Genomic DNA, 23118 nt, shown 5'->3' with positions numbered 1-23118 from the left:
CTGCAGCAGCGCGCTCCCGATCTCAGACTCCAGGCTTGTCCAGGTCCGAGATGGTGTTTGAATCTGCACGCCGGCGCAGGAAGACGTTACTCACCGAAAGAGCCGGCGCGGCCAAAATATCCGCCAGCGCGTTCCAGGAAAACGTTGGCCGAGGCGCGCCCGCGTGGCACGAAGTCGGCTCGGCCGCTCGTCCGAAGCAGCCTCGTCGTCTCATAAATCGCCAGGCGAGCGGGTTCCAGTCGCGCCAGACCTGCTCGGCCCTTTGGGATAGCAAGCCCGAGACGATTTCCGGCGCAGGTCCGAAGACCTCAGGCAGTTTGCTCGACAAACTGTTGTCCGACAGAACGTCCCATCTCGAAAATCCGCCCATGATCGGAGATGAAATGGCGAACACCACGCGACCAATCCGCGCCTCCCGTGCCGGGAAAGAACACATTGGGCAAGGTTCGACGATTGAATACAAGGTGCAATCCGGCAAGCGCTTTTGCCTTAGAATCTTCTGGGCCTCTGATAGAGCCACGAGTTCCGCATGTCGGGTCACGTCGCATTCCGATGAAACGTGGTTGGTCGCTTCTGCGATGACCTGTCCTCGAAACGCGATTACGGCGCCGAATGGCAGCTCTCCTTGCTTCACCCCTTGCCGGGCGAGTTCGAGGCATCTTTCCATCATTCGCAGATCTTGGACGTCAGCTTCTGATCTACTCATAGGCGCCCCCTTGGGAACGCGAGATCGGTGTTGAGAATGCGTCTGTCGCTGCCCCTTCATATTACGGCGGCGTCGTAGCGACGAAGAATGTTTCCGGCGCCGCTAACGGAGGCGGCTCCTGCGGCCTGGCATATTGGCAATTAAGCAGCGGGCTACAAACAGTCTGACTTGATCTGGATCAAGGACCGTTACCTTTCAGGTACCGCACGGACCACACGATGATCGATTGTCTATGTCCGCTCCGGGGCCCCTCGAAAACAGACATCCCGGATTTTATGGGTACACGCGCCAATCCGCTCTACGCAGCTTCAACCTCACCCATACCTCAGCTTCATGAACAGGATACCGCCGGCGAGCACCATGGTGATGGCGTTGGCCGCGACCAGCGGGGCGTCGCCAGAGAGCAGGCCGTAGATGAGCCAGAGCGCCAGGCCCAGCACCATGACCAGGAACATGCCGACCGAAATGTCGCGCGCCGAGCGGGTCTTCCAGACCTTGATGAACTGCGGCGCGTAGGCGACGGTGGTGCAGGTTGCGGCGGCAAAGCCGATCAGCTTGATCGCGAAAGGGTCCATGCCGGCTCTATAGCATGGATTCGGTGGTGATCATGAGGTGCGGCGCGCCGTCATCAGATCGCGATAGAGCACGGCATAGTCGCCGGCGCGGTTGCGCCAGGAGACGTCGGTCGCAAGGCCGCTCAATTGCAGCCGGCGCCAGGTCGCCTTGTTGTGGAAGGCGGTGTTGGCCTTGCGCAGCGTGCCGGTGAGGGCCTCTACGGTGACGGGCGCGAACTTGAAGCCGGTCGCGTCGCGGTCCGATGGGTTGGCCTCGCCGATATCGACGATGGTGTCTTCGAGGCCGCCGACGCGCGACACGATCGGGACAGCGCCATAGCGCAGCGCGTAGAGCTGGGTCAGGCCGCACGGCTCGAACCGCGAGGGCACGATGAGCGCGTCCGATCCGGCCTGGATCAGGTGCGCCAAAATCTCGTCATAGCCGATCACGACGCCGATCCGCCCGGGGTTCGCGCGGGCGACGGCCTGATAGCGATCCTGGAGATCGCGATCGCCGCTGCCGAGCAGTGCGAGCTGCATGCCGTCGCCCAAAATGGTCGGAATGGCCTCGAGCAGGAGATCGAGCCCCTTCTGCCAGGACAGGCGGCTGATGACGCCGAGCAACGGCGCCTCGTCCGAGGAATCGAGATTGAACTGTTGCTGAAGCACCGCCTTGTTCGCGGCCCGGAACGTGAGGTCGTCCGCGCCGAAGCGGTAGGCGATGTGCGGATCGGTTTGCGGATTCCACACGTCGGTGTCGATGCCGTTGAGGATGCCGCTCAGCACATCAGCGCGTTCGCGCAGCAGGCCGCCGAGCCCCATGCCGCCTTCGTCGCTCTGGATCTCCTGCGCATAGGTCGGCGAGACCGTGGTGATGCGATCGGCGAGTTGAAGCCCCGCCTTGAGGAAGCTGATGCCGCCGAAATATTCGAGGCCGCGAACGTTGAAGGAGTCCCAGGGCAGACCGATCGAACCGATCAGCTCGGGAGCGAACTTGCCCTGATAGGCCATGTTGTGGATGGTCATCACGGTGCCCGGCCGCGGACGGTTGTCATAGTGCAGATAAGCGGGCGCAAGCCCCGCCTGCCAGTCGTGGGCGTGCACCACATCGGGCACGAACGCGGGGTCGAGGCCGTGGCCGATGTCGGCGGCGATACGTGACAGCGCAGCGAAGCGCAGGCCATTGTCGGGCCAGTCGACGCCCTCGGGAGTGACGTAGGGATTGCCCGGCCGCGCATAGAGATGCGGCACGTCGAGCACGAACAGATCGAGCCCGTGATGCGAGCCGGCGAGCAGGCGTCCTGGGCCGCCGAAATAATCCGGCCAGCGCCGGATTTCGCCGGCTCCCCCCAGCATCCGCATCACGTCGGGATAGCCCGGCATCAGCGTGCGCATCTCGACGCCGTGCGCCTTCAGCGCAAGCGGCAGTGCGCCGGCGACATCCGCGAGGCCGCCGGTCTTGACGATCGGGTAGACTTCGGAGGCGACCGCGAGGACGCGAACAGGCGTCATGTATTGAGCCTGTCGAGCATTGTCTGGGTGATGAGCGAGATGCCCTGCTCGGTGGTGCGGAAGCGCTTGGCGTCGAGCTCCGGGTCCTCGCCGACGACGAGCCCCTCGGGGATTTCGACGCCGCGGTCGATCACGACGTTCTTCAAGCGAGCGCCGCGGGCGACGTTCACGTAGGGCATGATCACGGCGTTCTCGACAGTGGCGTAGGAGTTGACGCGCACGCCGGTGAACAGCAGCGAGCGGCGCAGCGAGGCGCCGGAGATGATGCAGCCGCCCGAGACCAGCGAGCTCACGGCCTGGCCGCGCCGGCTCTCCTCGTCATGGACGAACTTGGCGGGCGGCGTGATCTCCGCATAGGACCAGATCGGCCAGGCGCGGTCGAACAGGTCGAGCTCCGGCACGACGTCGGTGAGGTCGATATTGGCCGCCCAATAGGCATCGACCGTGCCGGCATCGCGCCAGTAGGCGCGGGGATCGCTGCCCGAGCGTACGCACGAGGTCGAGAATTGATGCGCGATGGCGCGGCCGTTCTTGACGATATAGGGGATGATGTCCTTGCCGAAATCGTGACTGGAGTTCGTATCCTCGGCGTCGCGCTTGAGCTGGTCGAACAGGAATTTCGTATCGAACACGTAGATGCCCATGCTGGCGAGCGAGACGTCTGGCTTGCCCGGCATCGGCGGCGGATCGGCCGGCTTCTCCAGGAACTGCTGGATCCAGCCGTTCTCGTCGACATGCATGATGCCGAAGCCGGATGATTCCGCGCGCGGCATCTCGAGGCAGCCGACGGTGACGTCGGCGCCGCTGTCGACATGCTGGCGCAGCATCACCTCGTAGTCCATCTTGTAGATGTGATCGCCGGCGAGCACGACGATGAAGCGTGCGTTGTGCGACTCGATGATGTCGATGTTCTGATAGATCGCATCCGCCGTGCCGACATACCACATGTTCTCCGAGACGCGCTGACTGGCCGGGAGGATGTCAAAGCTCTCGTTGCGTTCGGGGCGGAAGAAGTTCCAGCCCATCTGAAGGTGCCGGATCAGGCTGTGCGCCTTGTACTGGGTCGCGACCGCGATCCGGCGGATGCCGGAATTCACCGCATTGGACAGCGCGAAATCGATGATGCGGGACTTGCCGCCGAAATAGACCGCGGGCTTGGCGCGCCGGTCGGTCAGTTCCAGGAGCCGGCTGCCGCGTCCGCCGGCCAGGACGAACGCCAGCGCCTGACGGGCAAGCGGCTCGGGTCTCGCGGCACTCATGTCATCCTCCCACACCTCTGGCGCTTTGCGAGAAGCCTCCCGGCCGCGCACATTGGAACCGATAGTAACGGTACGAATAGTAAATCGGGAAGGTGCTTGTTGGTTGCGAACGCCCGGGAAGCTTAATGCTTTGCTGTGGCCTGTGGCTCCGTCGCACCGGTGTCATGCCCGTGCGGGCGCTGGCGTTGGCCGGACCACAATCGAGGCATGCGCGGGCATTCTTGTGCGGTGCACGCAATGCAGGCTGTGACTTTCGGAGGCTTTGACTTGGGGCAAGGATGCCCGATCATGGCCTTGCGATCCTTTTCCAAACGAACGTCAGACAGGGAGCAAGACGATGAGTATCTGGAAAACGGCGATTGCCTGTTCGCTGGCGGGCGCGGTGATGGCCGGCCAAATCGAGCAGGCGGCAGCGGCTCCGCTGCCGACCAACGTCGCGACCATGAAGGCCGCCGTTGGTGACGATGTCACCCCGGTGTATTGGCGCGGCCGTGGCTGGGGATGGGGCGCAGGAGGCCTCCTCGCCGGAGCAATCATCGGCGGTGCCATCGCGAGCAGCGCGCCCTACGGTTACTATGGCGGCGGCCCGTATTACGGCGGTTATGGTGGTTATGGTTATGGCTCGGGCTACGGCTATGGCTACGCTCCGTCCTATGGCTATGCGCCGGCCTATTACGGCGGCTACGGGCCGAGCTATGGGTATGGCGGCTACTACGCGCGTCCCCGCTACTACGGCTATCGAGCCTATCGTCCATATTACGGCCCTCGCTACGGCTACTACCGACCGTACCGGGCCTATGATCGCGGATATTGGTAAGGACGCTGCGCGGCTAGAGCGAGAGCCACACGATCAGGCTCATGCAGGCGAGATGCGCGAGCACGATCGCGGCGAGATGCAACGGGCCGGCCTTGAGGCTGGACTTGCGCATCCCGCCGCGCCCCGCGCTAGTTTGACCCCGCGGCCGCGGCCGTAAAGCTGCGGTCGACGGCTTTGCTCACATCGAGCGTCTTCGGCAGGATGCCGTAGCGCGTCGAGCGGTCGGAGGCTTCCTGCACCTCCTTCACCACGTTCTGGTCGATCACGATCGGGCTGGTGCGCTGCGCGGTGTAGGCCGACAGCAGCACGTCCTCCGGCAGTTTGGTCAGCTCGGCCGTGCTCTTGGCGTATTCACTGATGTGATCCAGCGACCACAGCCGCGCCTTGTTCAGCCGCTGCACGAGGTCCTGCACCGCCGCGCGCTTGGTGGCGATGGCGTTGTCGGAGGCCACGATGAAGGTGATGGTGGGTGTCAGGCCTTCACCGTCGGCGATCACGCGGGCCTTGTCCTTCAGCGTCGCGAACGAGACGTAGGGCTCCCACACCGCCCACGCATCGATCGAGCCGGCGACGAGTGCGATCTTGGCGTCGACCGGGCCGAGCGGCGCGAAGGTCGCGTCCTCCAGCTTGATCTGCGCTTTCTCCAGCGTCGCGTCGATCAGGAACTGGCCCCAGCCGCCGCGCGTGCCGGCGAGGCGTTTTCCCTTGAGGTCGGCGGCCGACTTGATCGGCGAATCCTGACGCACGAGGATCGCTTGCGTCTTCGCATCCGACCTGGTGCCGCCGATCGCCTTGATCGGCGCGCCGGCCGCATAGACCGAGAGGAAGGAGAGATCGCCGGTGTAGCCGACGTCGAGCGCGCCGGCGTTCAGCGCTTCCAGGATCGGAGCTGCGGCAGGGAATTCCGACCATTCGATTCTGTAGGGCAGGTCCTTCGCATAGCCGGAGATTTCGAGCAGCGAGCGGTTGCCGCCCTTCTGGTCGCCGACGCGCAGCACGACGGTGTCGGCCGCGAACGAGGCGGCAGCCGTCGACAAGGTGATGGCTGCGGCGAACAGCGATGCTGCGAGCCGGCGTGTGATGGAATGGTCGTCGAAGTTGATGCTCATGTGGCCTGTCTTGTTGCTTTGCCCACGACGCGTGAGCGAGCGATGCAGCGAGACGATCAAGTCTATGACGGCGCGATGCGCAGTCAATGAAATGGCTATCCGTATTGCAGATGCGTTGGGCAATGACGTTTCAGCGTAGCGCCGCATTCGAGAACGCACCGCGTGCGCGGCGGGTGATGCGCAAGAATGATGCAGGCTGCGGAGTCGCGGCGCATCCTTGCAGGATGATGCAGCAACGAAAATCGTTTCATCGCTGTCCCATGCGCTGATGGAGAGAATGACCTCGCTTCGCGCCACATTCGAAATTCCATTTCATTGACGATGCGGCGGGCGCGCCGCATGATTTGCGCATCGCATCAAAGCGGCGCGGGAAGCGCCGGCGAAATTATTCTCTCAACGCGGCTCCACATGGAACATGCGCAACGCGAGACGTTGCGTGAATGGCGGAGCTGTGCCAGCGCAGGAGCGGGGACTGATGGGCAACGACAACAAGGGCAGCGGATCGGGCCTCGACCGGCGTCATTTGCTGCAGGCGGGGCTTGCGGCGGCATTCGCCGCGCCGCTTGGTGCCTTTGGTGCAGCACAGGCCTTCGCGCCACAGGCGATCGCGCCCGGTGTCGATCTCTCTGAGTTTCCGCTGTGCCGGACGGCCGCGGATGGCCCCGTCCTCACCGGCGCGCCGCGCAAGCTGAAACTCTCCTGGAACGCCGGCGCGGTCTGTCTCGCCCCGGTGCCCGTCGCCATCGAGCACGGCTTCTTCCAGAAGCACAATCTCGACATCGAGCTCATCAACTATTCCGGCTCGACCGATCAGCTGCTCGAGGCGATCGCGACGGGAAAGAGCGATGCCGGGCTCGGCATGGCGCTGCGCTGGCTGAAGCCGCTGGAGCAGGGATTTGACGTCAAGATCGCCGCCGGCACCCATGGCGGCTGCATGCGCGTCCTGACCCGCGCAGACTCCAATGTGAGCAAGCTCGCCGACCTCAAGGGCAAGATCGTCGCAGTCGGCGACCTCGGTGGCCCCGACAAGAACTTCTTCTCCATTCAGCTCGCCAAGCTCGGTATCGACCCGGTCAAGGATGTCGACTGGCGCGCCTATCCCGGCAACCTACTCAACGTCGCCGTCGAGAAGGGCGAGGTGCAGGCCTTCCTGTCGTCCGATCCGCTGGGCTATCTCTGGCTCAAGGACAGCCAGTACAAGGAAGTCGCCTCCAATCTCGACGGTGAATATCGCGACAAGAGCTGCTGCATCCTCGGCCTGCGCGGCTCGCTTGTGCGCGAAGAACCTCAAGTCGCGCGCGCCCTGACGCAGGCGCTGCTCGATGCCGCGATGTTCACCGCGCAGAATCCAGTCGTGACGGCAAAATCGTTCCAGCCTTACGCGCCGAAGACGGCGTCGCTCGCCGATATCGAGGGCATGGTGCGCTACCACACCCATCATCATCATCCCGTGGGTGAAGTGCTCAAGCGCGAGCTGAAGTCCTATGCCGACGATTTGAAGAGCGTCCAGGTCTTCAAGCAAAGCACCGATACCACCAAATTCGCGGAGCGCATCTATGTCGACGTATTCGCTGTCTGACGGCCTCGCCTCCGGCGCGCCGCGCCTCTCGCGCGCGCCGGTCCTTGCGAGCTGGGTCCGGGAATCCGGCGTCGGCATTCTCGCCAGCGTCGCGTGGATCGCGTTCGGCCTGTCCTGCCTGTGGTGGGAGGATGTCGGCGACTGGTCGCGGACGCACTCGCTCGGCATCGCCGCCTTCATCGTTGCCGCAATCGCTTTGTTCGGCACCGTCGGCGCCGAATATCTGGGCACTGCGGGTAAGGCGTTGCGCCAGCGCGCGCCCTGGCTCGTGGCGCTCGGCGCATTCCTGACGTTGTGGGAGGTAGCGACCGCAAAGTTTGCATGGTTGCCGCTGCCGTTCTTCCCGCCGCCGCAGTCGATCATCGAGGTCTATACCGACGATTTGCCAAAGCTGCTCGACAGCGTGTTCGCCTCGGTCAAGCTGCAGCTCGGCGGCTACCTGATCGGCGCCACGGTCGGCTTCCTGACCGGCGTCTCGATCGGCTGGTCGCGCGCGGTCGGCTATTGGGTGCATCCGGTGCTGCGCTTCATCGGCCCGCTGCCGGCAACCGCCTGGCTGCCGATCGCCTTCTTCACGTTCCCGTCGAGCTGGAGCGCCTCGACCTTCCTGATCGCGCTCGCGACCGGCTTCCCGGTCACCGTCTTGACCTGGTCCGGCGTCGCGAGCGTCAGCAACGCCTATTACGACGTCGCGCGCACGCTCGGTGCAAAGCCGTCCTTCCTGGTGCTGAAGGTCGCGATCCCCGCGGCACTCCCGCACGTCTTCGTCGGCCTGTTCATGGGGCTCGGCTCGTCCTTCGCCGTGCTCGTCGTGGCCGAGATGATCGGCGTGAAGGCCGGGCTCGGCTGGTACCTGCAATGGGCGCAAGGCTGGGCCGCCTACGCCAACATGTATGCGGCGCTGATCGTGATGTCGCTGCTCTGCTCCGGCGCCATCACGCTGCTGTTCGCCATCCGCGATCGCCTCCTGGTCTGGCAGAAGGGGACCGTGAAATGGTAGCCGCAACCGCACTGGCCGAGGTCACGACCCCGCCGGCCGCCGGCGCCGCGCTCGACATCGAGCAGGTCAGCCACGCCTTCGACATCGATGGCACTGAGCTGCCTGTTCTCAGCGACGTCAGCATCTCCGTTGAGCCGGGCGAGTTCGTCGCGCTGCTCGGCCCCTCCGGCTGCGGGAAGTCGACCTTGCTCCGGCTCGTCGCCGGCCTCGACAAGCCCAAGGCCGGAACGCTCCGCGAGGACGAGGTGCGCATCACCCGCCCGCATCCCTCCCGCGTCGTCGTGTTCCAGGATCCGACCCTTTTTCCCTGGCGGTCGGTCTGGGACAACGTCGCCCTGGGCCTCGAGGCCCAGGGCATTTTGAAGAGCCAGCGGAAGCGTGTCGATGACGCGCTCGATCTCGTTGGGCTGTCGTCGTTCCGCAATGCCTATCCGCATCAGCTCTCCGGCGGCATGGCGCAGCGCGTCGCGCTCGCCCGCGCGCTCGTGAATGATCCAAAAATCCTGATCCTCGACGAGCCGCTCGGCAAGCTCGACTCGCTGACCCGCATCACCATGCAGGCCGAGCTTGTCTCGCTCTGGCAGCGCAAGGGCTTTACCACGCTGCTGGTGACGCACGACGCAGAGGAGGCTTTGGTGCTCGCTAACCGCGTCATCGTATTCAGCGACCGCCCGGCGCGGGTGAGGGCCGACATCCGTGTCGACCGGCCCTATCCGCGCCATCGCGGCGATCCATATCTCGCGGATCTGCGCCGCCAGATCTTAGGTCTCTTGGGATTAGATGCCACATGGTGACTTCTTTAGCCAAAGGGCTCACCGCCCATAGTGAGCCAGACTACATCGCGCGCGCCGAGGCGCTGGCCGAAGGCTTTGCTGCGCGCGCAGCCGAGCATGATCGCGCCGGCAGCTTTCCCTTCGCGAATTTTCGCGAGCTGTCCGAGGCGGGCCTGCTGTCGCTGACGGTGCCGGCCGTTCATGGCGGGGCCGGAGCGGGCGCACGGTACACCGCGCGCGTCATCGGCATCATCGGCAAGGCCGATTCGTCGACCGCGCTGGTGCTGTCGATGCACTACATCAACCATCTGGTGATGGGGCGCAGCCCGACCTGGCCGGCGAAGCTCTCGCGCAAGCTTGCGCGTGAGAGCGTCGAGGGCCTCGCGCTCGTCAACGCGCTCCGCGTCGAGCCCGAACTGGGCTCGCCCGCGCGCGGCGGCCTGCCGGCGACGATCGCACGGCGCACCGAGACCGGCTGGCGCCTGACCGGTCACAAGATCTATTCGACGGGATCGCCGATCCTGAAATGGTATCTGGTCTGGGCGCGGACCGACGAAGCCGAACCGCGCGTCGGGCAGTTCCTGGTGCCGGCTGGACTGCCGGGCACCCGCATCGTCGAGACCTGGGATCATCACGGCCTGCGCGCCAGCGGCAGCCACGACGTCATCTTCGACGACGTCGTGATCCCGCTCGATGCCGAGGTCGATGTCCGCAATCCCCAGGAGTGGCGTGCGCCCGACGTTGCGCAGGCGACGGTCCAAACGGTGTTCGTCGCCGCGATCTATGACGGCATTGCCCGCGCCGCGCGCGACTGGTTCGTCTCGTTCCTGAAGCAGCGCGTCCCCGCCAGCCTCGGCGCGCCGCTTGCGACCTTGCCGCGGGCGCAGGAGATCCTCGGTGCCATCGAGGCCAGGCTCGCAGTCAATGCGCGGCTGATCGAGACGTTCGCCCGCGACTTCGACGACGGTGTCGCTCTCTCCACCGGCGAATCCAACGTCATCAAGCTGACGGTGACCAACAACGCCGTTGCCGTGGTCGAGGATGCACTATCGCTGACCGGAAATCACGGCCTGTCGCGCGCCAATCCGCTGGAGCGGCACTATCGCGATGTCTTGTGCGGCCGTGTGCACACGCCGCAGGACGATGCCACCCGCACCGGCCTAGGCCGCGCCGCATTGGGCCTCTAGCTTTCAGGAAAACAAACAGGGAGACGATCATGTCGATCGAGTTCATCGGCTTCATCAGCAACAACAATTCGTCCGAAACCGTCGTCCGCGAGGGGCCGGTCCTCAACCCCACCCATATCGAGACGGTGGCGAAGGCGCACGAAAATGCCGGCTTCGACCGCGCCCTGCTGGCGTTTCATTCGACGACGCCGGACGCGCTCCAGATTGCCCAGCACGTGCTGGGCGTCACCGACCGCCTCAATGTGCTGATCGCGCAGCGGCCGGGCTTCACCGCGCCGACGCTGCTGGCGCGCCAGTTCGCCGTGCTCGACCAGTTTTCCCGCGGCAGGGTCGCCCTGCACGTCATCACCGGCGGCAATGCGACCGAGCTTCGGCAGGATGGCAACACGCTCGACGACAAGGACGAGCGTTATGCCCGCACCTCCGAGTTCCTCGATGTCCTCAAGCTCGAATGGACCAGCGACAAGCCGTTCACCTACAAGGGCAAGCACTACCAGGTCGAGAACGCATTCTCGCAGGTGAAGCCATATCGTCCCGAGGGCATCCGGATTTATTTCGGCGGCGCTTCGGATGCGGCGATCGAGGTCGCCGGCAAGCATGCCGACACCTTTGCGCTGTGGGGCGAATCCTATGCCCAGGTGCGCGACGTCAGTTCCCGCGTCCACAACGCGGCGGTTCGTCAGGGACGGCCGACGCCGCGTTTCAGCCTCTCGGTGCGGCCGATCATTGCCCCGACCGAGAAGCAGGCCTGGGAGAAGGCGGAAGAGATTCTGGCGCGCGCCACCGCGCTCCAGGACAAGACTGGCTATCGCAAGCCGGCCGACGGCCACGCCACGGCCGGCGCGCGGCGTCTGCTCTCGCTTGCCGACCAGGGCAGCCGCATCGACAAGCGGCTCTGGACCGAGATCGCAAAGCTCACGGGTGCCAACAGCAACACCACCGCGCTGGTCGGTACGCCCGAGCAAGTCGCCGAAGTGTTCGGCGACTATTACGATCTCGGTATCAGCCACTTCCTGATCCGCGGCTTCGATCCTCTGATCGACGCCATCGAATATGGCCGCGAGCTGATCCCGCTGACGCGCGAGCTGGTCGCCAAGCGCCAGGCCGTTCGCGGCGAGGCGGCGGAATGATCCGTCTCATGCTGGCCGGTGCGCTGCTGTTCGGCTCGTTGGAGCTCGTGGCGGCGCAAACCACCTTGCGCGTTGGCGACCAGAAGGGCAATTCGCAGGCCGTGATGGAAGCGGCAGGCGTGCTCAAGGACGTGCCTTACAAGATCGAGTGGAAGGAGTTTCCGGCAGCGGCACCCCTGCTGGAAGCGCTCAGCGCCGGCGCGATCGAGACCGGTATCGTGGGTGATGCGCCGTTCACCTTCGCCGCCGCCTCCGGCGCGCCGGTGAAGGCGATCGCCGCGATCCGTCAGACCCGCGAGGGGCTCGCGATCCTCGTGCCCGAAAATTCGCCGATCAAGAGCTTCGCCGATTTGCGCGGCAAGAAGATCGCGACGGGGCGCGGCTCGATCGGTCATCAATTGATCCTCGCTGCGCTCGAGAAGAACGGCTGGGCTGCGTCCGACGTGCAGATCGCATTCCTGGCGCCGTCCGATGCCAAGATCGCCTATACGCAAGGCTCGGTCGATGCCTGGTCGACCTGGGAGCCGTATGTGAGCCAGGAAGAGGTGCTGTTCAAATCGCGCCGCGTCATCACCTCGGAGGGTCTGACGCCGGGGCTGAGCTTCCAGGTCGCACGGCCCGACGCCATCCGCGACAAGCGCGCGGAGCTGACGGACTTCATCCGGCGCCTCACGGCGGCGCGGGCGTGGTCGCTGAGCAACGTCGACAGCTATGCCGCGACCTGGGGCAAGCTGATGAACATCCCGACCGTCGTGCCGCAGAACTGGCTGTCGCGCGCAAAGATCCGCATCGCGCCGATCGACGACGGCGTGGTCGCGGACGAGCAGAGCACGATCGACCTCTATTTCCGCTGGGGCCTGATCAAGCAGAAGCTCGATGCGGCCGAGATCGTAGACCGCTCGTTTGCGGACGCGATCGCCAAGGCGGGGCTGTAGTGCGCGCTTTCCCTCTCCCCTTGTGGGAGAGGGTGGCTCGCCGCGGAGCGGCGAGACGGGTGAGGGGTCTCTCTCCGCGTACCACCTCTCGCGATGGAGCTCGCGGATAGATACCCCTCATCCGGCGCTTCGCGCCACCTTCTCCCACAAGGGGAGAAGGAAGAACGCTCTCACGGGCGCTTCAAGGGATCGTGAGAAAAGGAGGACGTTTCCAGCGCAATCGCCTTCCTCGAAACATTCCTTCTGCATTTCGAACTGACGACAACAGCCTCATTGCTATTTGTACCGCCTCCCTTGCACCGCGCCGCATCCCCGCAAAAATCATTCAGACGACCACATCGGGAGACCGGCCATGGGCCTGCAAGAAACAAAAATCGAATCGCTTCCCTTCGTCACTGCCGAACTCAACTACCTCGCGCCGGTTTCCGGCAAGCCGCGCACCTATGCTTTCGATCCGCCGCCGGGCGAGCCCAAGAGCACGTCGTTGCCGGAGCCGCATCAGGTCCCGATTTTCGACGCGCGCCTGATCGCGGAGAATTTCTCGCTGGATCGCGAGGGCTTTGCGCTGATGCGTCACCCGACGCAGGTGAAGGATTTTTACAACGACGAGGAAATCCGCGCGGTCTATTACCCCGCCGTCGAGGCGTTCCTGCGCGCGACGCTGAAGGCCGACCGGGTCGTCATCTTCGATCATACCGTGCGCAGGCGTGTCGAGGGGGCGGCGGATATTCGCGACGGCGGCCCGCGCCAGCCTGCGACGCGCGTCCACGTCGACCAGACCGCCGTCTCCGGCGCCAACCGCGTGCGCGAGCATCTGCCCGACGAAGCCGACGCGCTTTTGAAGGGGCGTGTGCAGGTGATCAACCTCTGGCGGCCGATCCGCGGACCCTTGCGCGATTCACCGCTGGCGATGGCCGACGGCACGACGGTTGCGCCCGACGATCTCGTCGCCTCCGATCTGATCTATCCCAATCGCCGCGGCGAGACCTATTCGGTGAAATACAATCCGAACCACCGCTGGTTCTATTTTCCGGAGATGACGCCGGACGAGGCGCTGCTGCTCAAGTGCTACGATTCCGCAACCGACGGCCGCACCCGGTTCGGGCCGCACACCGCCTTCGTCGATCCGACCACGCCGACCGATGCGGCGCCGCGCGAAAGCATCGAGGTCCGCACGCTGGTGTTCCATAAACAGTAACAATGTGTGATGGCACTGCCGGGCGCGCCCGGCAGTGTTCCTGGAACTTACCGGAACAAATCGACGTTTGCAGCGCCGGGCAGGGCAACCGGGAGCGGTGCCGTGCGAACGCAGACGACGCTTTTCTTCAGTCTGGCCACTTTTTCGCTTTCTGCATTTTCTGTCGCGCAAGCCGAAAGCGGGCTTGCCTCATACTACGGTTACGGAAAAGCCGGTAAGGGCGGCGAACTGACCTGCGCTCACCGCACGCGCGCGTTCGGCAGCGTGCTGACGGTGTCCTATGGTGGCCGGTCGATTCAGTGCCGCGTCAATGATCGCGGCCCGTTTATCCGCGGCCGGATCGTCGATCTCTCGGTGCCGGCGGCCAAAGCGCTCGGCATGATGAGCGCCGGCGTGGTGCGGGTCTCGGTGGAATAGGCTGGCCGTCGCGCTATAGTGCCGCCCAACGCAAGGCTAAGGGGGTCGCTATGGCCAGGATTCGGGTGGGGCTTGTCGGCTGCGGCTTCGTGTCGGAGCTGCACATGTATGCGTTCCGCCGCGTCTACGGTGTGGATGTCGAGGTCGCGGCGGTCGCGGCGCGCGGCGATCATGTCGTTGAATTCGCCGGCCGCCATGGCATTCCGCGGGTCTATCGCAGCTTCGCCGAACTGATCGCGGACCGCGAGCTCGATGTCATCGACATCTGCGCCCCGCCCAATCTCCATGCCGACATGATTGTCGCCAGCATGCAGGCCGGCAAGCACGTGATCTGCGAAAAGCCGTTCGCCGGCTATTTCGGCCGGGCAGGCGACGCGCAGCCGATCGGCAAGCATGTGCCGAAGGCGCTGATGTATGAGCGGGTGCTGGAGGAGATGGACGCGACCCGCGCCGCGATCGAGCGCACCGGAAAACTCTTCATGTATGCGGAGGGTTGGGTCTACGCGCCCGCGGTGACCAAGACCGCGGAGATCATCAGGGCGACGAAGGACAAGATCCTGTTCATGAAGGGTGAGGAGAGCCATTCCGGCTCGCACGCCGCGCATGCCGCGCAATGGGCGATGACCGGCGGCGGCTCGCTGATCCGCATGGGCTGCCATCCGCTCTCGGCCGTGCTTTATCTCAAGCAGGTGGAGGCCAAAGCGCGCGGCGAAACCATCCGCGTCGCCAGCGTCACCGGCGACGTCGGCAACGTCACGGCAGTCCTGAAGCCCGAGGAGCGCACTTACATCAAGGCCAATCCGGTCGATGTCGAAGATTGGGGCACGCTGACGGCGACCTTCTCCGACGGCACCAAGGCGACCGTGTTTTCCGGCGACATGATCATGGGCGGCGTGCGCAATCTGATCGAAACCTACACCTCCGGCGGTTCGCTGTTCGCCAACATCACCCCGAACACGCATCTGATGAGCTACCAGACCAGCGAGGAGAAGCTCGCCAGCGTTTACATCACCGAGAAGGTCGACCGCAAAACCGGCTGGCAATATGTCTGCCTCGAGGAGGAGTGGACGCGCGGGTACTTGCAGGAGATCCAGGACTTCATGGAATGCGCCGCGAGCGGACGGCAGCCGCTGTCGGACCTCGCACTGGCGTATGAGACGATCAAGGTGAACTACGCGGGCTACTGGGCCGCGGAGGAGGGACGGCGGGTGATCTTGTAGGCGCTGAAGAGACCGCAGGCACGCTGCTATCCCTTCTCCCCTTGTAGGAGAAGGTGGCGCGAAGCGCCGGATGAGGGGTCTCTCTCCGCGAGTTCGAACGTAAGAGATTTGCTTGCGGAGATAACCCCTCACCCGCCTCGCCGCTACGCGGCGAGCCACCCTCTCCCACAAGGGGCCTGTTGCGTTATCGGCTTTTGAGGCTGAAGACGTCAGGAGAGAAGGCCTTGGTCCTGGCAATGCCTGCGAAGATCTGTAGTTGTTGCCCTCAGCGGGCAGCTCACGCGGCGATCGTGGCCCACCGCCTCATGTTGAAGGCGATTGAGGCGAGCAGAACTTGCCCGGTCGCCTTGATCAGACCGACGTAGCGGATGCAGGTCAGCCGCATGCGGCGTTTGAGAGTAGCGAAGGTGGTCTCGACCTGGGCTCGGCGGCGCGCGATGAGGAGGTTGTAGCGTTTGAGCCTCGGCGGCAACTCCGGGTGATGCCGGTTGGGCCGACGAGCAATGCGGGGTTTCTTGCCCTCCGCCTTCAGCCGGGCCCGTCGGGCATGGGTGTCGTAAGCCGCATCGGCCCACACCGCAGCTTCATCGCCGCGGATCAAAGCGTCCGCCGGTGTCGTGTCGTTGATGTTGGCCGGTGTGGTCAGTACCGTGCGGATCAAGCCGGATCCTTCGTCGACACCGACATGGGCCTTGTAACCGAACGTCGTGCCGCTCTTGCCTTGCCGCTTGGTGAAGCGGGCGTCGGGATCGTTTGAGGGGCGATCCTCCTTCGGAGGAGCCGACACCGCCTGGATCAAGGTCGCATCCAGCATCGTGCCGCGCTTGAGGATGACGCCGGCATTTTCAAGCTGACGATCCAGCTCACCAAACAGCTTCTCCAGCAGGCCTTGTTCGACAAGCTGGTTCCGAAAGCGGTTCAGGACCGTATGGTCGGGCGTCGCATCCTCGAGGCTCAAACCGACGAAGCGCTTGAACGACAACCGGTCGCCCAGCGCTTCCTCGAGTTCGCGCTCCGAAAGACCATACAGCGACTGCAACAGCACAGCACGAAACAGCACCAGCACCGGATAGCCTGGTCGACCGGGGCTCCCTTCATCCCGCAAATGGCCGATCAGCTTCTCGAACCGGTACCACTTGACCAGGCCCGCCAGCCGATCCAGCGCCGCATTGGCGCCGGCCCCCTTCGGCATCAGCGCTTCCACAAAGCTCGGCTGTCCCGTCCGCTTGACCGCCATCGCTACCCTCCAAGGCTTTGCCCTAGGGAATCACAATTGACGAATTACGCAACAGGCCCACAAGGGGAGAGGGGAAGAGACCGTCCGCATCACCTCACGCCCCGTAGGTCGAACCCTTCGGCAGCGGAAACACCGGGTCCTGCGTGCGGATGTTGGTCGGCCACACCACCGAGATGCGCTCGCCGGCGTTCTGCATCACGACCGGCGTCGAGCGTTCGTTCTGGCCGGACAGCGGCGTTCCCGGCGGGAAGAATTTCACGCCGTAGCCCTGGATGGTGCCGCCGGCGGGAATGTCGACGTCGAGCGCGGCCTTGCGGATGGCCTCGGGATCGAAGCTGCCGTATTTCTCCTTGGCGACCGGCAGCACGTTATTGAGCAGCAACCAGGTCTGATTGAAGCCCATCGAGCAGTGTGGCGGCACTTCGGTCGCGCCGGTCTTGGCCTTGTAGCGCGTGACCATGGCGTTGGTCAGATCGCCGATGCCCGGCGCGAGCTTTGCGGGATCGAGCAATTGCGCGGGGACCGGATCGATGTTGCAGAAATTGTCGATGTCGGCGCCGAAGGTGGCGCGCAGCTTGTCGAGCTGGCTGTAGCCGGCGCCGGCGCCGAACAGCATCTTGAAGCGCAATCCGCTCTCGCGCGCCTGGCGCAGGAACAGGGTGATGTCGGGGTTGTAACCGGCATGCGAGATCACGTCGGCCTTGGCGCGCTTGATTTTCGTAACGAGCACCGAGAGGTCGGGCGCCGAGGCGGAGTAGCCCTCGCGCAGCACCACCTGGATGCCGGCCTGCTTGGCGTAGGCCTCGTCGGCCGCCGCGACGCCGACGCCATACGGGCCGTCCTCGTGGATCAGCGCGACCTTGACGTCCTTCGGATCCATACCGAGCTTGCCTTGCGCATGCTCGGCGAGGAAGCTCGCGAAGGCCTGGCCATACTGGTCGGAATGGATCTGCGCGCGAAACACGTATTGCAGATTCTTGTCCTTGAACACGGCGGTCGAGACCGCGGTCGTGATCCAGAGGATCTTCTTCTGCTGCTCGACCTTGGCCGCGAGCGGCACCGCATGCGAGCTCGCATAGACGCCGTTGATGATGTCGATCTTCTCCTGACTGATCAGGCGTTCGGCCTCGTTGATCGCAACGTCGGGTTTGCTCTGGGAATCCGCGGCGACCGGAGCAATCTTGGTCTTGCCGCCGACACCGCCTTTTTCGTTGACGAGATCGATCGCGATCTGCGCGCCGATTGACGAGGCGACCGAGCCGCCCGCCGCGAACGGGCCGGTGAGGTCGTAGATCAGGCCGATGCGCAAATTCTCGGCTTGCGCCTGGGCCCGGGTCCAATCGAGGCTGAGTGCAGCGGCGGCAGCCGCAGTGCTCTTCAGCAGCTGCCTGCGTGAAGTCGGCATCCTATCCTCCCTCAAAACCCGTCTGTTGATTGGTCTTGTTATTTTTTTGCGAATTATGGGGAGCGGGGAGGCGGAAAGTCAACATGGCGAAAGGTCGATAGACGGGTGCTGGCGCAGAACGCAACTGCGAAGGCGAGCCGCATCGAGCGATCTGCCCGACCTCAGTTCGTGTCGGAGCGCATGGCCTCGAATACCGCAAAGCCCGCGCCGTCGAGCAACGGCACCACCCTCGCCAATCGGAATCCGGCCTGCTCCAGCAGGGATCGATATTCGGCGTCGGTGCGCTCCATGCCGGAGACATTGACCAGCATCTCCATGTCGATATGGAGCACGCGCATGGCGTCGCGATGATCTGGCTCGATCCGTCGTTCGATCAGCAGAACCCGAGCATGTCCTGGCATTGCCGCGCGAACATTTCGCAGGATCGCCAGCGATTGATCGTCGTCCCAGTCATGGATGATCTGCTTCAGGATGTAGGCATCTGCGTCTGCCGGAACGGTTTCGAAGAAGCTCCCGCCGATGATCTCACATCGCTTCGTGCCTCCAATCGCCTCCAGAGACGCGCCGGCTACGACATCGGGAAGGTCGAACAGCACGCCTTGCATGGTCGGGTGGTTGGCCAGAATCGTTGTGAGCGTGAAGCCATGTCCGCCGCCTATGTCGACGATGCGGCCGATCCCGTGAAAATCGTAGTGCTTGAGAAGCGCGGTGGCCAACCGGGCGGAGCTGGTTGTCATCGTCGCGTTGAAAATCGCGGAGAGCTCGGCGTCCTCGCGCAAATAGTCGAAGACCCCCGTCCCGTGTGCGTGATCGAAGGCATGCTGGCCGGTCTGTACGGAGTGCAGAAGATGGCTCCAGGATTGCCAGTGCGACTCGCTGAGCCATAGCCGCACCACCGGACAGATCGAAGCCGGGATATCGGCGCGGAGGGTAGACCCAAGAGGTGTCAGCGCAAACTGCTTCGGAGACGTCTCGTCGAGCAGGCCGGCACCGGCCAGGAAGCGAAGCAGCCGGTAAAGCGTCGGAGCATGGCTTCCGGTCGTTGTCGCCAGATCGTCGCAATGGCGCGGGCCTGCCGCCAGGTGATCCGGAATGCCAAGCTCGACGGCAACGCGTAGGGCCTGCGAAATGCGGTACCCACCGATCAGCCTGAATATCTGGGCGAAATCTTGAGGTGCGGGAGATTGTCCGGGAGAGATGCCTGCGTCCATCTGAGATGCTCCGCTTCATCACCGGCGGGGTACATGGCGGAGGTTGCGGCAAAACGTCAACGTGACCCAAGGTCGCTACGGGCCGCCCGCGGCGCAGCATGTTTCCTGAAGGACAAAGATTCTTGAAGAACAAAGAAAAGCCCACCGCTCGCGAACGAGCGGTGGGCCTGATGCCGGGACGAGCCGGTTACTGCGACAGCTTCACGAAGGCGGGAAACTTCAGCTTGCCTTCCGCGATCTTCTCGGGCCAGACCACGACCTGCTTGCTGTCCTGCCACTGGAAGACGAGGCCGGACACGGTCGTGGGACCGGACTTGATGCCGTGGGTGAACTCGTCGTCCTTGCCGTAGAACTGGATGCGGCCGATCGTGCCCTCGTAGTCGGTCTTCTCCAGTTCGGCGACCATCTTGTCGGGATCGGTCGAGCCGGCGCGCTTGATCGCTTCGGTGATGAAGTAGACCTCGTCATAGGCGGTGTAGCCGGTATAGGCCGGCGGCGTGCCGAACTTGGCCTTGAACGCGGCCGCGAACGGCTTCGTCTTGGATGTCACGGCGACGTCGGGCGTCGCCACTGCCAGCGACGGCACGCCGTCGGCGGCGCCATTGGTGTCCTTCCAGAAGGTCGGGCTCAGCGCCTGCGCGCTGATGCCGAACATCGGGATCGGCACCTGCTGGTTCTTCCACTGCACCGTCGGCTGCACGCCGACATGCGAGATGCCGGTGACGATCACGTCAGGCTTCTTACCCTCGATGTTGTTGAAGATCGGCGTGAAGTCGGTGGTATCGGGCGAGAAGCGCACATGCTCCACGACCTTCAGGCCCGCCTTGGGCAGGCAGGCCTCGTAGCCGACGTCGAGCGGCTTGGTCCAGGCCGCGTCCTCGCTCATGATCGCGACGGTCTTGAACTTGAGCTTGTCGACCAGAAGATCCTTGGCGGCGTCGCAGACGAGCTGGGCTTGCGCGGCCGAAGTCAGATAGCCGTGGAAGGTGTACTTGTTCTTCTCGTAGTCGTTGTGGATCGCCTTGGTGATCTCGTTAGAGGCGGCGCCGGGTGTGATCAGCGGCATCTTCAGTCGCGCCGCCCAGGGCTCGAGCGCGAGAACGACTTCGGAGATATAGCTCGCGATCACGGCGGAGACCTTGTCCTCGCTCACCGCGCGCTGGAAGGCGCGCACCGAGTCGGCCGACGAGCTCTTGTTGTCATAGGTGACGATCTCGACCTTGCGGCCGAGAATGCCGCCCTTGGCGTTGATCTCGTCGGCAGCGATCTGCGCGCCGCCCGGGGTCGCAGCGCCCGCGATCGACTGCACTTCGGCGATGACGCCGATCTTGATCGGATCGTTCGACTGCGCATAGGCGGGTGCGGCAAGGCACAGCGCCAGTGCGGAGGTGAGGAGGCTGCTGCCGACGATTGAAGGTCGCATGGTCGTTTCCCTTTCTATGTTTTTATTGATGTTGACGGACTTAAAGAAAATCGGCGCCGGCTTCGCTCGCGAAGCGGCCGGGATCGCCCTCCCAGACGATGCGGGCGTGCTCCAGCACATAGACGCGGTCGGCATGCGGCAGCGCGAAGGTGACGTTCTGCTCGCCGAGCAGCACCGTGATCGCGGTGGTCTGCCGCAGCTTCGTCAGCGCCTTGGACAATTGCTCGAGGATGACGGGAGCGAGGCCCAGCGTCGGCTCGTCCAGGATCAGGATCTGCGGCTGCATCATCAACGCGCGGCCGATCGCGAGCATCTGCTGCTCGCCGCCGGAGAGCGTTTGTGCCATCTGGCCCTGGCGCTCCTTCAGGATCGGGAACAGCTCGAACAGCCAGGCGAGCTGCGCGGCGCGCTTGTCGTCGGAGAGATGCTGGCCGCCGAGATCGAGGTTTTCGCGCACGCTCATCTCGCCGAACAGCTCGCGCGATTCCGGGCATTGCACGAGGCCGCTGCGCGCGATCTTCGCCGGGCTCGTGCCGCGCAGTCTGTCGCCGCCGCGCACGATCTCGCCGCTGTAGGGCAGGAAACCGGAGATGGTGTTGAACAGCGTAGTCTTGCCTGCGCCGTTGAGGCCGACGACGGAGACGAACTCGCCCTCGTGGACGTGGATCGAGACGTTCTCCAGCGCCTGCGCCTTGCCGTAGAACACGCTGACATTCTCGACCTGGAGCAGCGGCACCTTGTCCTTGAAGCTGGTCTCGGGCCGCGCATGGGTCTCGATGGCGCCGCCGAGATAGACCCGGCGCACCGTCTCGTTCTTCATGACGTCGTCGGCCTTGCCCGTGACGATCTCCTCGCCGAGATACATCGCGAGCACGCGGTCGACCAGCGCGGCGACGCTCTTGACGTTGTGGTCGACCAGCATCACGGCGCGGCCCTCGTCGCGAAAGCTGCGGATCAGGTCGGAGAAGACGTCGACCTCCGCGCGCGTCAGCCCGGCAAAGGGCTCGTCCACCAGCACGACCTTTGGGTCACGCGCGATCGCTTTCGCAAGCTCCAGCCGACGCAAATCGGCGAAAGGCAGCGTCGGCGGGCGGCGGTTCATCACGCTGCCCAACCCAACGCGGTCGGCGATCCATTTGGCGCGCTCGACCAGCGCCTTGTCCGGGAACAGCATGAACAGGCTGTCCGGCAGCAGCGCGACCATGATGTTCTCCAGCACCGTCTGCCGGTTCAGCGGCCGCGAGTGCTGGAACACCATGCCAAAGCCTTTGCGCGCGATCTTGTGCGCGGGCAGGCCGGCGACGTTCTCGCCCTCGAAGATGACTTCGCCCGATGTCGGGCGTTCGATGCCCATCACGCTCTTCATCGCGGTCGACTTGCCGGAGCCGTTCGGCCCGATCAGGCCGAAGATCTCGCCGGCGTTCACCTCGAAGCCGAGGTTCTTCACCGCCGTCAATCCGCCAAAGCGTTTTGTCAGGCCGCGGACGTCGAGCACGGGCCGGTTTGCGATCATATCCATCACGAGCGCGCCTCACGCGAGAGGGCCGCTCCGAGGAAGCCGCCGGGGAAGAACAGCACGACGAGCAGCGCGACCGCCGAGACGATGAAGGTCGCGAGCTCGCCGGTCGGCCTTAGGAATTCGCCGGCGACGATCAGGAAGATCGCGCCGAGTGCCGCGCCAAGCACGGTGCGCCGGCCGCCGAGCACGGCCGAGACGATCACGTTCACACCGACCGCGACGTCGACGACGGTGCCGACCGAGGCGGTGCCGAAATAGAACACCAGCAGCGCTCCGGACAAACCAGAGAAGAACGCGCTGACGATGAAGGCAGCAAGCTTGTGCTTGACGATGTTGAAGCCGAGCGCGCCGGCCTGCACCGGATCCTGGCCGCTGGCCTGGAGCACGAGGCCAATCGGCGATTGCGACAGGCCGTAGAGGATCGCTGCCGAGATCGTCATGAAGCCGAGTGCGATCCAGTAATTGGCGCCGGCGTTGATGGTGATGACGTCGGGGATGGTCAGGCCGATCTCGCCGCCGGTGAGATCGGCAAACACCACGATGAAATTCTGCAACATCAGGACCGCGACCAGCGTGGTCAGGCCGAAATACGGCCCGCGCACGCGCAAAGCCGGCAGCGCCAGCACGAGGCCCGCGATGACGGACGCGAGCGCCCCCAGCACGATGCAGAGATAGACCGACCAGCCGAACTGGGCATTCAAAATGCCGGCGGTGTAGGCGCCGACGCCGATCAGGAAGGTGGGTCCGAAATTGACCTCGCCCGCGAAACCGAACAGCAGGTCCCAGGCCATCGCGAACACGCCGAAATAGAACGCGACGGTGAGCAGGCCGAGCACGTAGCCGGAGACGTAGAGCGGCAGCGTCGCCGCGATGATGACGAGCGCGACCGAGATGAAGAACAGGCGGGAGGTGAAGAAGGTGGACATC

General features: G+C 64.4%; 21 protein-coding genes. 10 read left to right on the top strand and 11 right to left on the bottom strand.

The features are described 5' to 3' along the window. Positions 1-22: 22 nt before the first annotated feature. The 4 genes from AB7535_RS26725 to glgC all read right to left on the bottom strand — a co-directional run bounded on the left by AB7535_RS26725 (position 23) and on the right by glgC (position 4031). Positions 23-706, bottom strand: coding sequence for a nucleoside deaminase (locus AB7535_RS26725; protein ID WP_167767964.1), 684 nt, complete (start codon positions 704-706; stop codon positions 23-25). A 314-nt stretch (positions 707-1020) separates the two neighbouring features. Then, positions 1021-1281, bottom strand: a complete 261-nt coding sequence (locus AB7535_RS26720; RefSeq protein WP_135214142.1) for a SemiSWEET transporter — start codon at positions 1279-1281, stop codon at positions 1021-1023. Between the two features lie 30 nt (positions 1282-1311). Beyond that, entirely contained in the window at positions 1312-2772 is a 1461-nt protein-coding gene (gene glgA, locus AB7535_RS26715) for a glycogen synthase GlgA (protein ID WP_354112532.1), read from the bottom strand. Continuing rightward, positions 2769-4031 (bottom strand): glucose-1-phosphate adenylyltransferase, encoded by a 1263-nt coding sequence (gene glgC / locus AB7535_RS26710; protein WP_085401567.1) that lies wholly within the window; start codon positions 4029-4031, stop codon positions 2769-2771. Before glgC ends, glgA begins: the two co-directional genes overlap by 4 nt. Before the next feature lie 337 nt (positions 4032-4368). Between glgC and AB7535_RS26705 the strand changes: the two genes are divergently transcribed. Then, entirely contained in the window at positions 4369-4848 is a 480-nt protein-coding gene (locus tag AB7535_RS26705; protein ID WP_135214144.1) for a hypothetical protein, read from the top strand. A 128-nt stretch (positions 4849-4976) separates the two neighbouring features. Here the strand turns inward: AB7535_RS26705 and AB7535_RS26700 are convergent, their stop codons facing one another. Then, positions 4977-5957, bottom strand: a complete 981-nt coding sequence (locus AB7535_RS26700; protein ID WP_135214145.1) for an ABC transporter substrate-binding protein — start codon at positions 5955-5957, stop codon at positions 4977-4979. A 475-nt stretch (positions 5958-6432) separates the two neighbouring features. Here AB7535_RS26700 and AB7535_RS26695 point away from each other — a divergent pair, with 475 nt between their 5' ends. The 9 genes from AB7535_RS26695 to AB7535_RS26655 all read left to right on the top strand — a co-directional run bounded on the left by AB7535_RS26695 (position 6433) and on the right by AB7535_RS26655 (position 15396). Further along, the gene (locus tag AB7535_RS26695) at positions 6433-7536 is read left to right on the top strand and encodes an ABC transporter substrate-binding protein (RefSeq protein ID WP_135214146.1); all 1104 of its coding nucleotides are present in this window, start codon (positions 6433-6435) and stop codon (positions 7534-7536) included. Next, complete coding sequence (locus tag AB7535_RS26690; protein ID WP_135214147.1) at positions 7514-8536, top strand: ABC transporter permease; 1023 nt, start codon at positions 7514-7516, stop codon at positions 8534-8536. The genes AB7535_RS26695 and AB7535_RS26690 overlap by 23 nt, the downstream gene beginning before the upstream one ends. Further along, positions 8530-9330, top strand: a complete 801-nt coding sequence (locus tag AB7535_RS26685) for an ABC transporter ATP-binding protein (RefSeq protein ID WP_135214148.1) — start codon at positions 8530-8532, stop codon at positions 9328-9330. Before AB7535_RS26690 ends, AB7535_RS26685 begins: the two co-directional genes overlap by 7 nt. Further along, positions 9324-10496: an acyl-CoA dehydrogenase family protein gene (locus tag AB7535_RS26680; RefSeq protein ID WP_439037380.1), complete on the top strand. Its 1173-nt coding sequence runs from the start codon at positions 9324-9326 to the stop codon at positions 10494-10496. Before AB7535_RS26685 ends, AB7535_RS26680 begins: the two co-directional genes overlap by 7 nt. Positions 10497-10525: 29 nt before the next feature. Beyond that, entirely contained in the window at positions 10526-11626 is a 1101-nt protein-coding gene (locus AB7535_RS26675; protein WP_135214150.1) for an LLM class flavin-dependent oxidoreductase, read from the top strand. After that, positions 11623-12561, top strand: coding sequence for an ABC transporter substrate-binding protein (locus AB7535_RS26670; protein ID WP_135214151.1), 939 nt, complete (start codon positions 11623-11625; stop codon positions 12559-12561). The genes AB7535_RS26675 and AB7535_RS26670 overlap by 4 nt, the downstream gene beginning before the upstream one ends. Positions 12562-12913: 352 nt before the next feature. Then, positions 12914-13759, top strand: coding sequence for a CmcJ/NvfI family oxidoreductase (locus AB7535_RS26665; protein WP_135214152.1), 846 nt, complete (start codon positions 12914-12916; stop codon positions 13757-13759). A gap of 102 nt (positions 13760-13861) precedes the next feature. Next, a complete protein-coding gene (locus tag AB7535_RS26660; RefSeq protein ID WP_071910599.1) occupies positions 13862-14176 on the top strand; it encodes a septal ring lytic transglycosylase RlpA family protein in 315 nt (104 codons plus the stop codon). Between the two features lie 50 nt (positions 14177-14226). Next, positions 14227-15396 carry a Gfo/Idh/MocA family protein gene (locus AB7535_RS26655; RefSeq protein ID WP_439037172.1) on the top strand — a complete coding sequence of 390 codons (1170 nt, stop codon included), beginning with the start codon at positions 14227-14229 and terminating at the stop codon, positions 15394-15396. Between the two features lie 277 nt (positions 15397-15673). Here AB7535_RS26655 and AB7535_RS26650 read toward each other — a convergent pair whose 3' ends face one another. From AB7535_RS26650 to AB7535_RS26625, 6 genes are all read right to left on the bottom strand, one after another. Beyond that, positions 15674-16633: an IS5 family transposase gene (locus AB7535_RS26650; protein WP_166348444.1), complete on the bottom strand. Its 960-nt coding sequence runs from the start codon at positions 16631-16633 to the stop codon at positions 15674-15676. A gap of 94 nt (positions 16634-16727) precedes the next feature. Continuing rightward, a complete protein-coding gene (locus AB7535_RS26645) occupies positions 16728-18038 on the bottom strand; it encodes an ABC transporter substrate-binding protein (RefSeq protein WP_135214154.1) in 1311 nt (436 codons plus the stop codon). Positions 18039-18199: 161 nt separating this feature from the next. Beyond that, positions 18200-19249 (bottom strand): methyltransferase, encoded by a 1050-nt coding sequence (locus AB7535_RS26640; RefSeq protein WP_135214155.1) that lies wholly within the window; start codon positions 19247-19249, stop codon positions 18200-18202. A 187-nt stretch (positions 19250-19436) separates the two neighbouring features. After that, a complete protein-coding gene (locus AB7535_RS26635; protein WP_135214156.1) occupies positions 19437-20672 on the bottom strand; it encodes an ABC transporter substrate-binding protein in 1236 nt (411 codons plus the stop codon). A 40-nt stretch (positions 20673-20712) separates the two neighbouring features. After that, positions 20713-22191: an ATP-binding cassette domain-containing protein gene (locus AB7535_RS26630; protein ID WP_014493138.1), complete on the bottom strand. Its 1479-nt coding sequence runs from the start codon at positions 22189-22191 to the stop codon at positions 20713-20715. Then, positions 22191-23117 (bottom strand): branched-chain amino acid ABC transporter permease, encoded by a 927-nt coding sequence (locus AB7535_RS26625; RefSeq protein ID WP_014493139.1) that lies wholly within the window; start codon positions 23115-23117, stop codon positions 22191-22193. Before AB7535_RS26625 ends, AB7535_RS26630 begins: the two co-directional genes overlap by 1 nt. Between the last annotated feature and the right edge of the window lies 1 nt (position 23118).

The sequence above is a fragment of the Bradyrhizobium sp. 956_D2_N1_4 genome, assembly GCF_052076025.1.
GTDB lineage: Bacteria > Pseudomonadota > Alphaproteobacteria > Rhizobiales > Xanthobacteraceae > Bradyrhizobium > Bradyrhizobium barranii.
The sequence above is the reverse complement of the archived record's forward strand: the minus strand, read 5'-3'. Positions and strand labels throughout refer to the sequence as shown.

What these genes read in the sequence shown, in the direction of transcription:
- AB7535_RS26690 (WP_135214147.1), top strand. Translation starts at nt 7,514, where the DNA reads ATGTCGACGTATTCGCTGTCTGACGGCCTCGCCTCCGGCGCGCCGCGC.
- AB7535_RS26650 (WP_166348444.1), bottom strand. Translation starts at nt 16,633, where the DNA reads ATGGCGGTCAAGCGGACGGGACAGCCGAGCTTTGTGGAAGCGCTGATG.
- AB7535_RS26625 (WP_014493139.1), bottom strand. Translation starts at nt 23,117, where the DNA reads ATGTCCACCTTCTTCACCTCCCGCCTGTTCTTCATCTCGGTCGCGCTC.
- AB7535_RS26645 (WP_135214154.1), bottom strand. Translation starts at nt 18,038, where the DNA reads ATGCCGACTTCACGCAGGCAGCTGCTGAAGAGCACTGCGGCTGCCGCC.
- AB7535_RS26720 (WP_135214142.1), bottom strand. Translation starts at nt 1,281, where the DNA reads ATGGACCCTTTCGCGATCAAGCTGATCGGCTTTGCCGCCGCAACCTGC.
- AB7535_RS26700 (WP_135214145.1), bottom strand. Translation starts at nt 5,957, where the DNA reads ATGAGCATCAACTTCGACGACCATTCCATCACACGCCGGCTCGCAGCA.
- AB7535_RS26640 (WP_135214155.1), bottom strand. Translation starts at nt 19,249, where the DNA reads ATGGACGCAGGCATCTCTCCCGGACAATCTCCCGCACCTCAAGATTTC.
- glgA (WP_354112532.1), bottom strand. Translation starts at nt 2,772, where the DNA reads ATGACGCCTGTTCGCGTCCTCGCGGTCGCCTCCGAAGTCTACCCGATC.
- glgC (WP_085401567.1), bottom strand. Translation starts at nt 4,031, where the DNA reads ATGAGTGCCGCGAGACCCGAGCCGCTTGCCCGTCAGGCGCTGGCGTTC.
- AB7535_RS26635 (WP_135214156.1), bottom strand. Translation starts at nt 20,672, where the DNA reads ATGCGACCTTCAATCGTCGGCAGCAGCCTCCTCACCTCCGCACTGGCG.
- AB7535_RS26675 (WP_135214150.1), top strand. Translation starts at nt 10,526, where the DNA reads ATGTCGATCGAGTTCATCGGCTTCATCAGCAACAACAATTCGTCCGAA.
- AB7535_RS26685 (WP_135214148.1), top strand. Translation starts at nt 8,530, where the DNA reads ATGGTAGCCGCAACCGCACTGGCCGAGGTCACGACCCCGCCGGCCGCC.
- AB7535_RS26680 (WP_439037380.1), top strand. Translation starts at nt 9,324, where the DNA reads ATGGTGACTTCTTTAGCCAAAGGGCTCACCGCCCATAGTGAGCCAGAC.
- AB7535_RS26670 (WP_135214151.1), top strand. Translation starts at nt 11,623, where the DNA reads ATGATCCGTCTCATGCTGGCCGGTGCGCTGCTGTTCGGCTCGTTGGAG.
- AB7535_RS26695 (WP_135214146.1), top strand. Translation starts at nt 6,433, where the DNA reads ATGGGCAACGACAACAAGGGCAGCGGATCGGGCCTCGACCGGCGTCAT.
- AB7535_RS26665 (WP_135214152.1), top strand. Translation starts at nt 12,914, where the DNA reads ATGGGCCTGCAAGAAACAAAAATCGAATCGCTTCCCTTCGTCACTGCC.
- AB7535_RS26630 (WP_014493138.1), bottom strand. Translation starts at nt 22,191, where the DNA reads ATGGATATGATCGCAAACCGGCCCGTGCTCGACGTCCGCGGCCTGACA.
- AB7535_RS26725 (WP_167767964.1), bottom strand. Translation starts at nt 706, where the DNA reads ATGAGTAGATCAGAAGCTGACGTCCAAGATCTGCGAATGATGGAAAGA.
- AB7535_RS26655 (WP_439037172.1), top strand. Translation starts at nt 14,227, where the DNA reads ATGGCCAGGATTCGGGTGGGGCTTGTCGGCTGCGGCTTCGTGTCGGAG.
- AB7535_RS26705 (WP_135214144.1), top strand. Translation starts at nt 4,369, where the DNA reads ATGAGTATCTGGAAAACGGCGATTGCCTGTTCGCTGGCGGGCGCGGTG.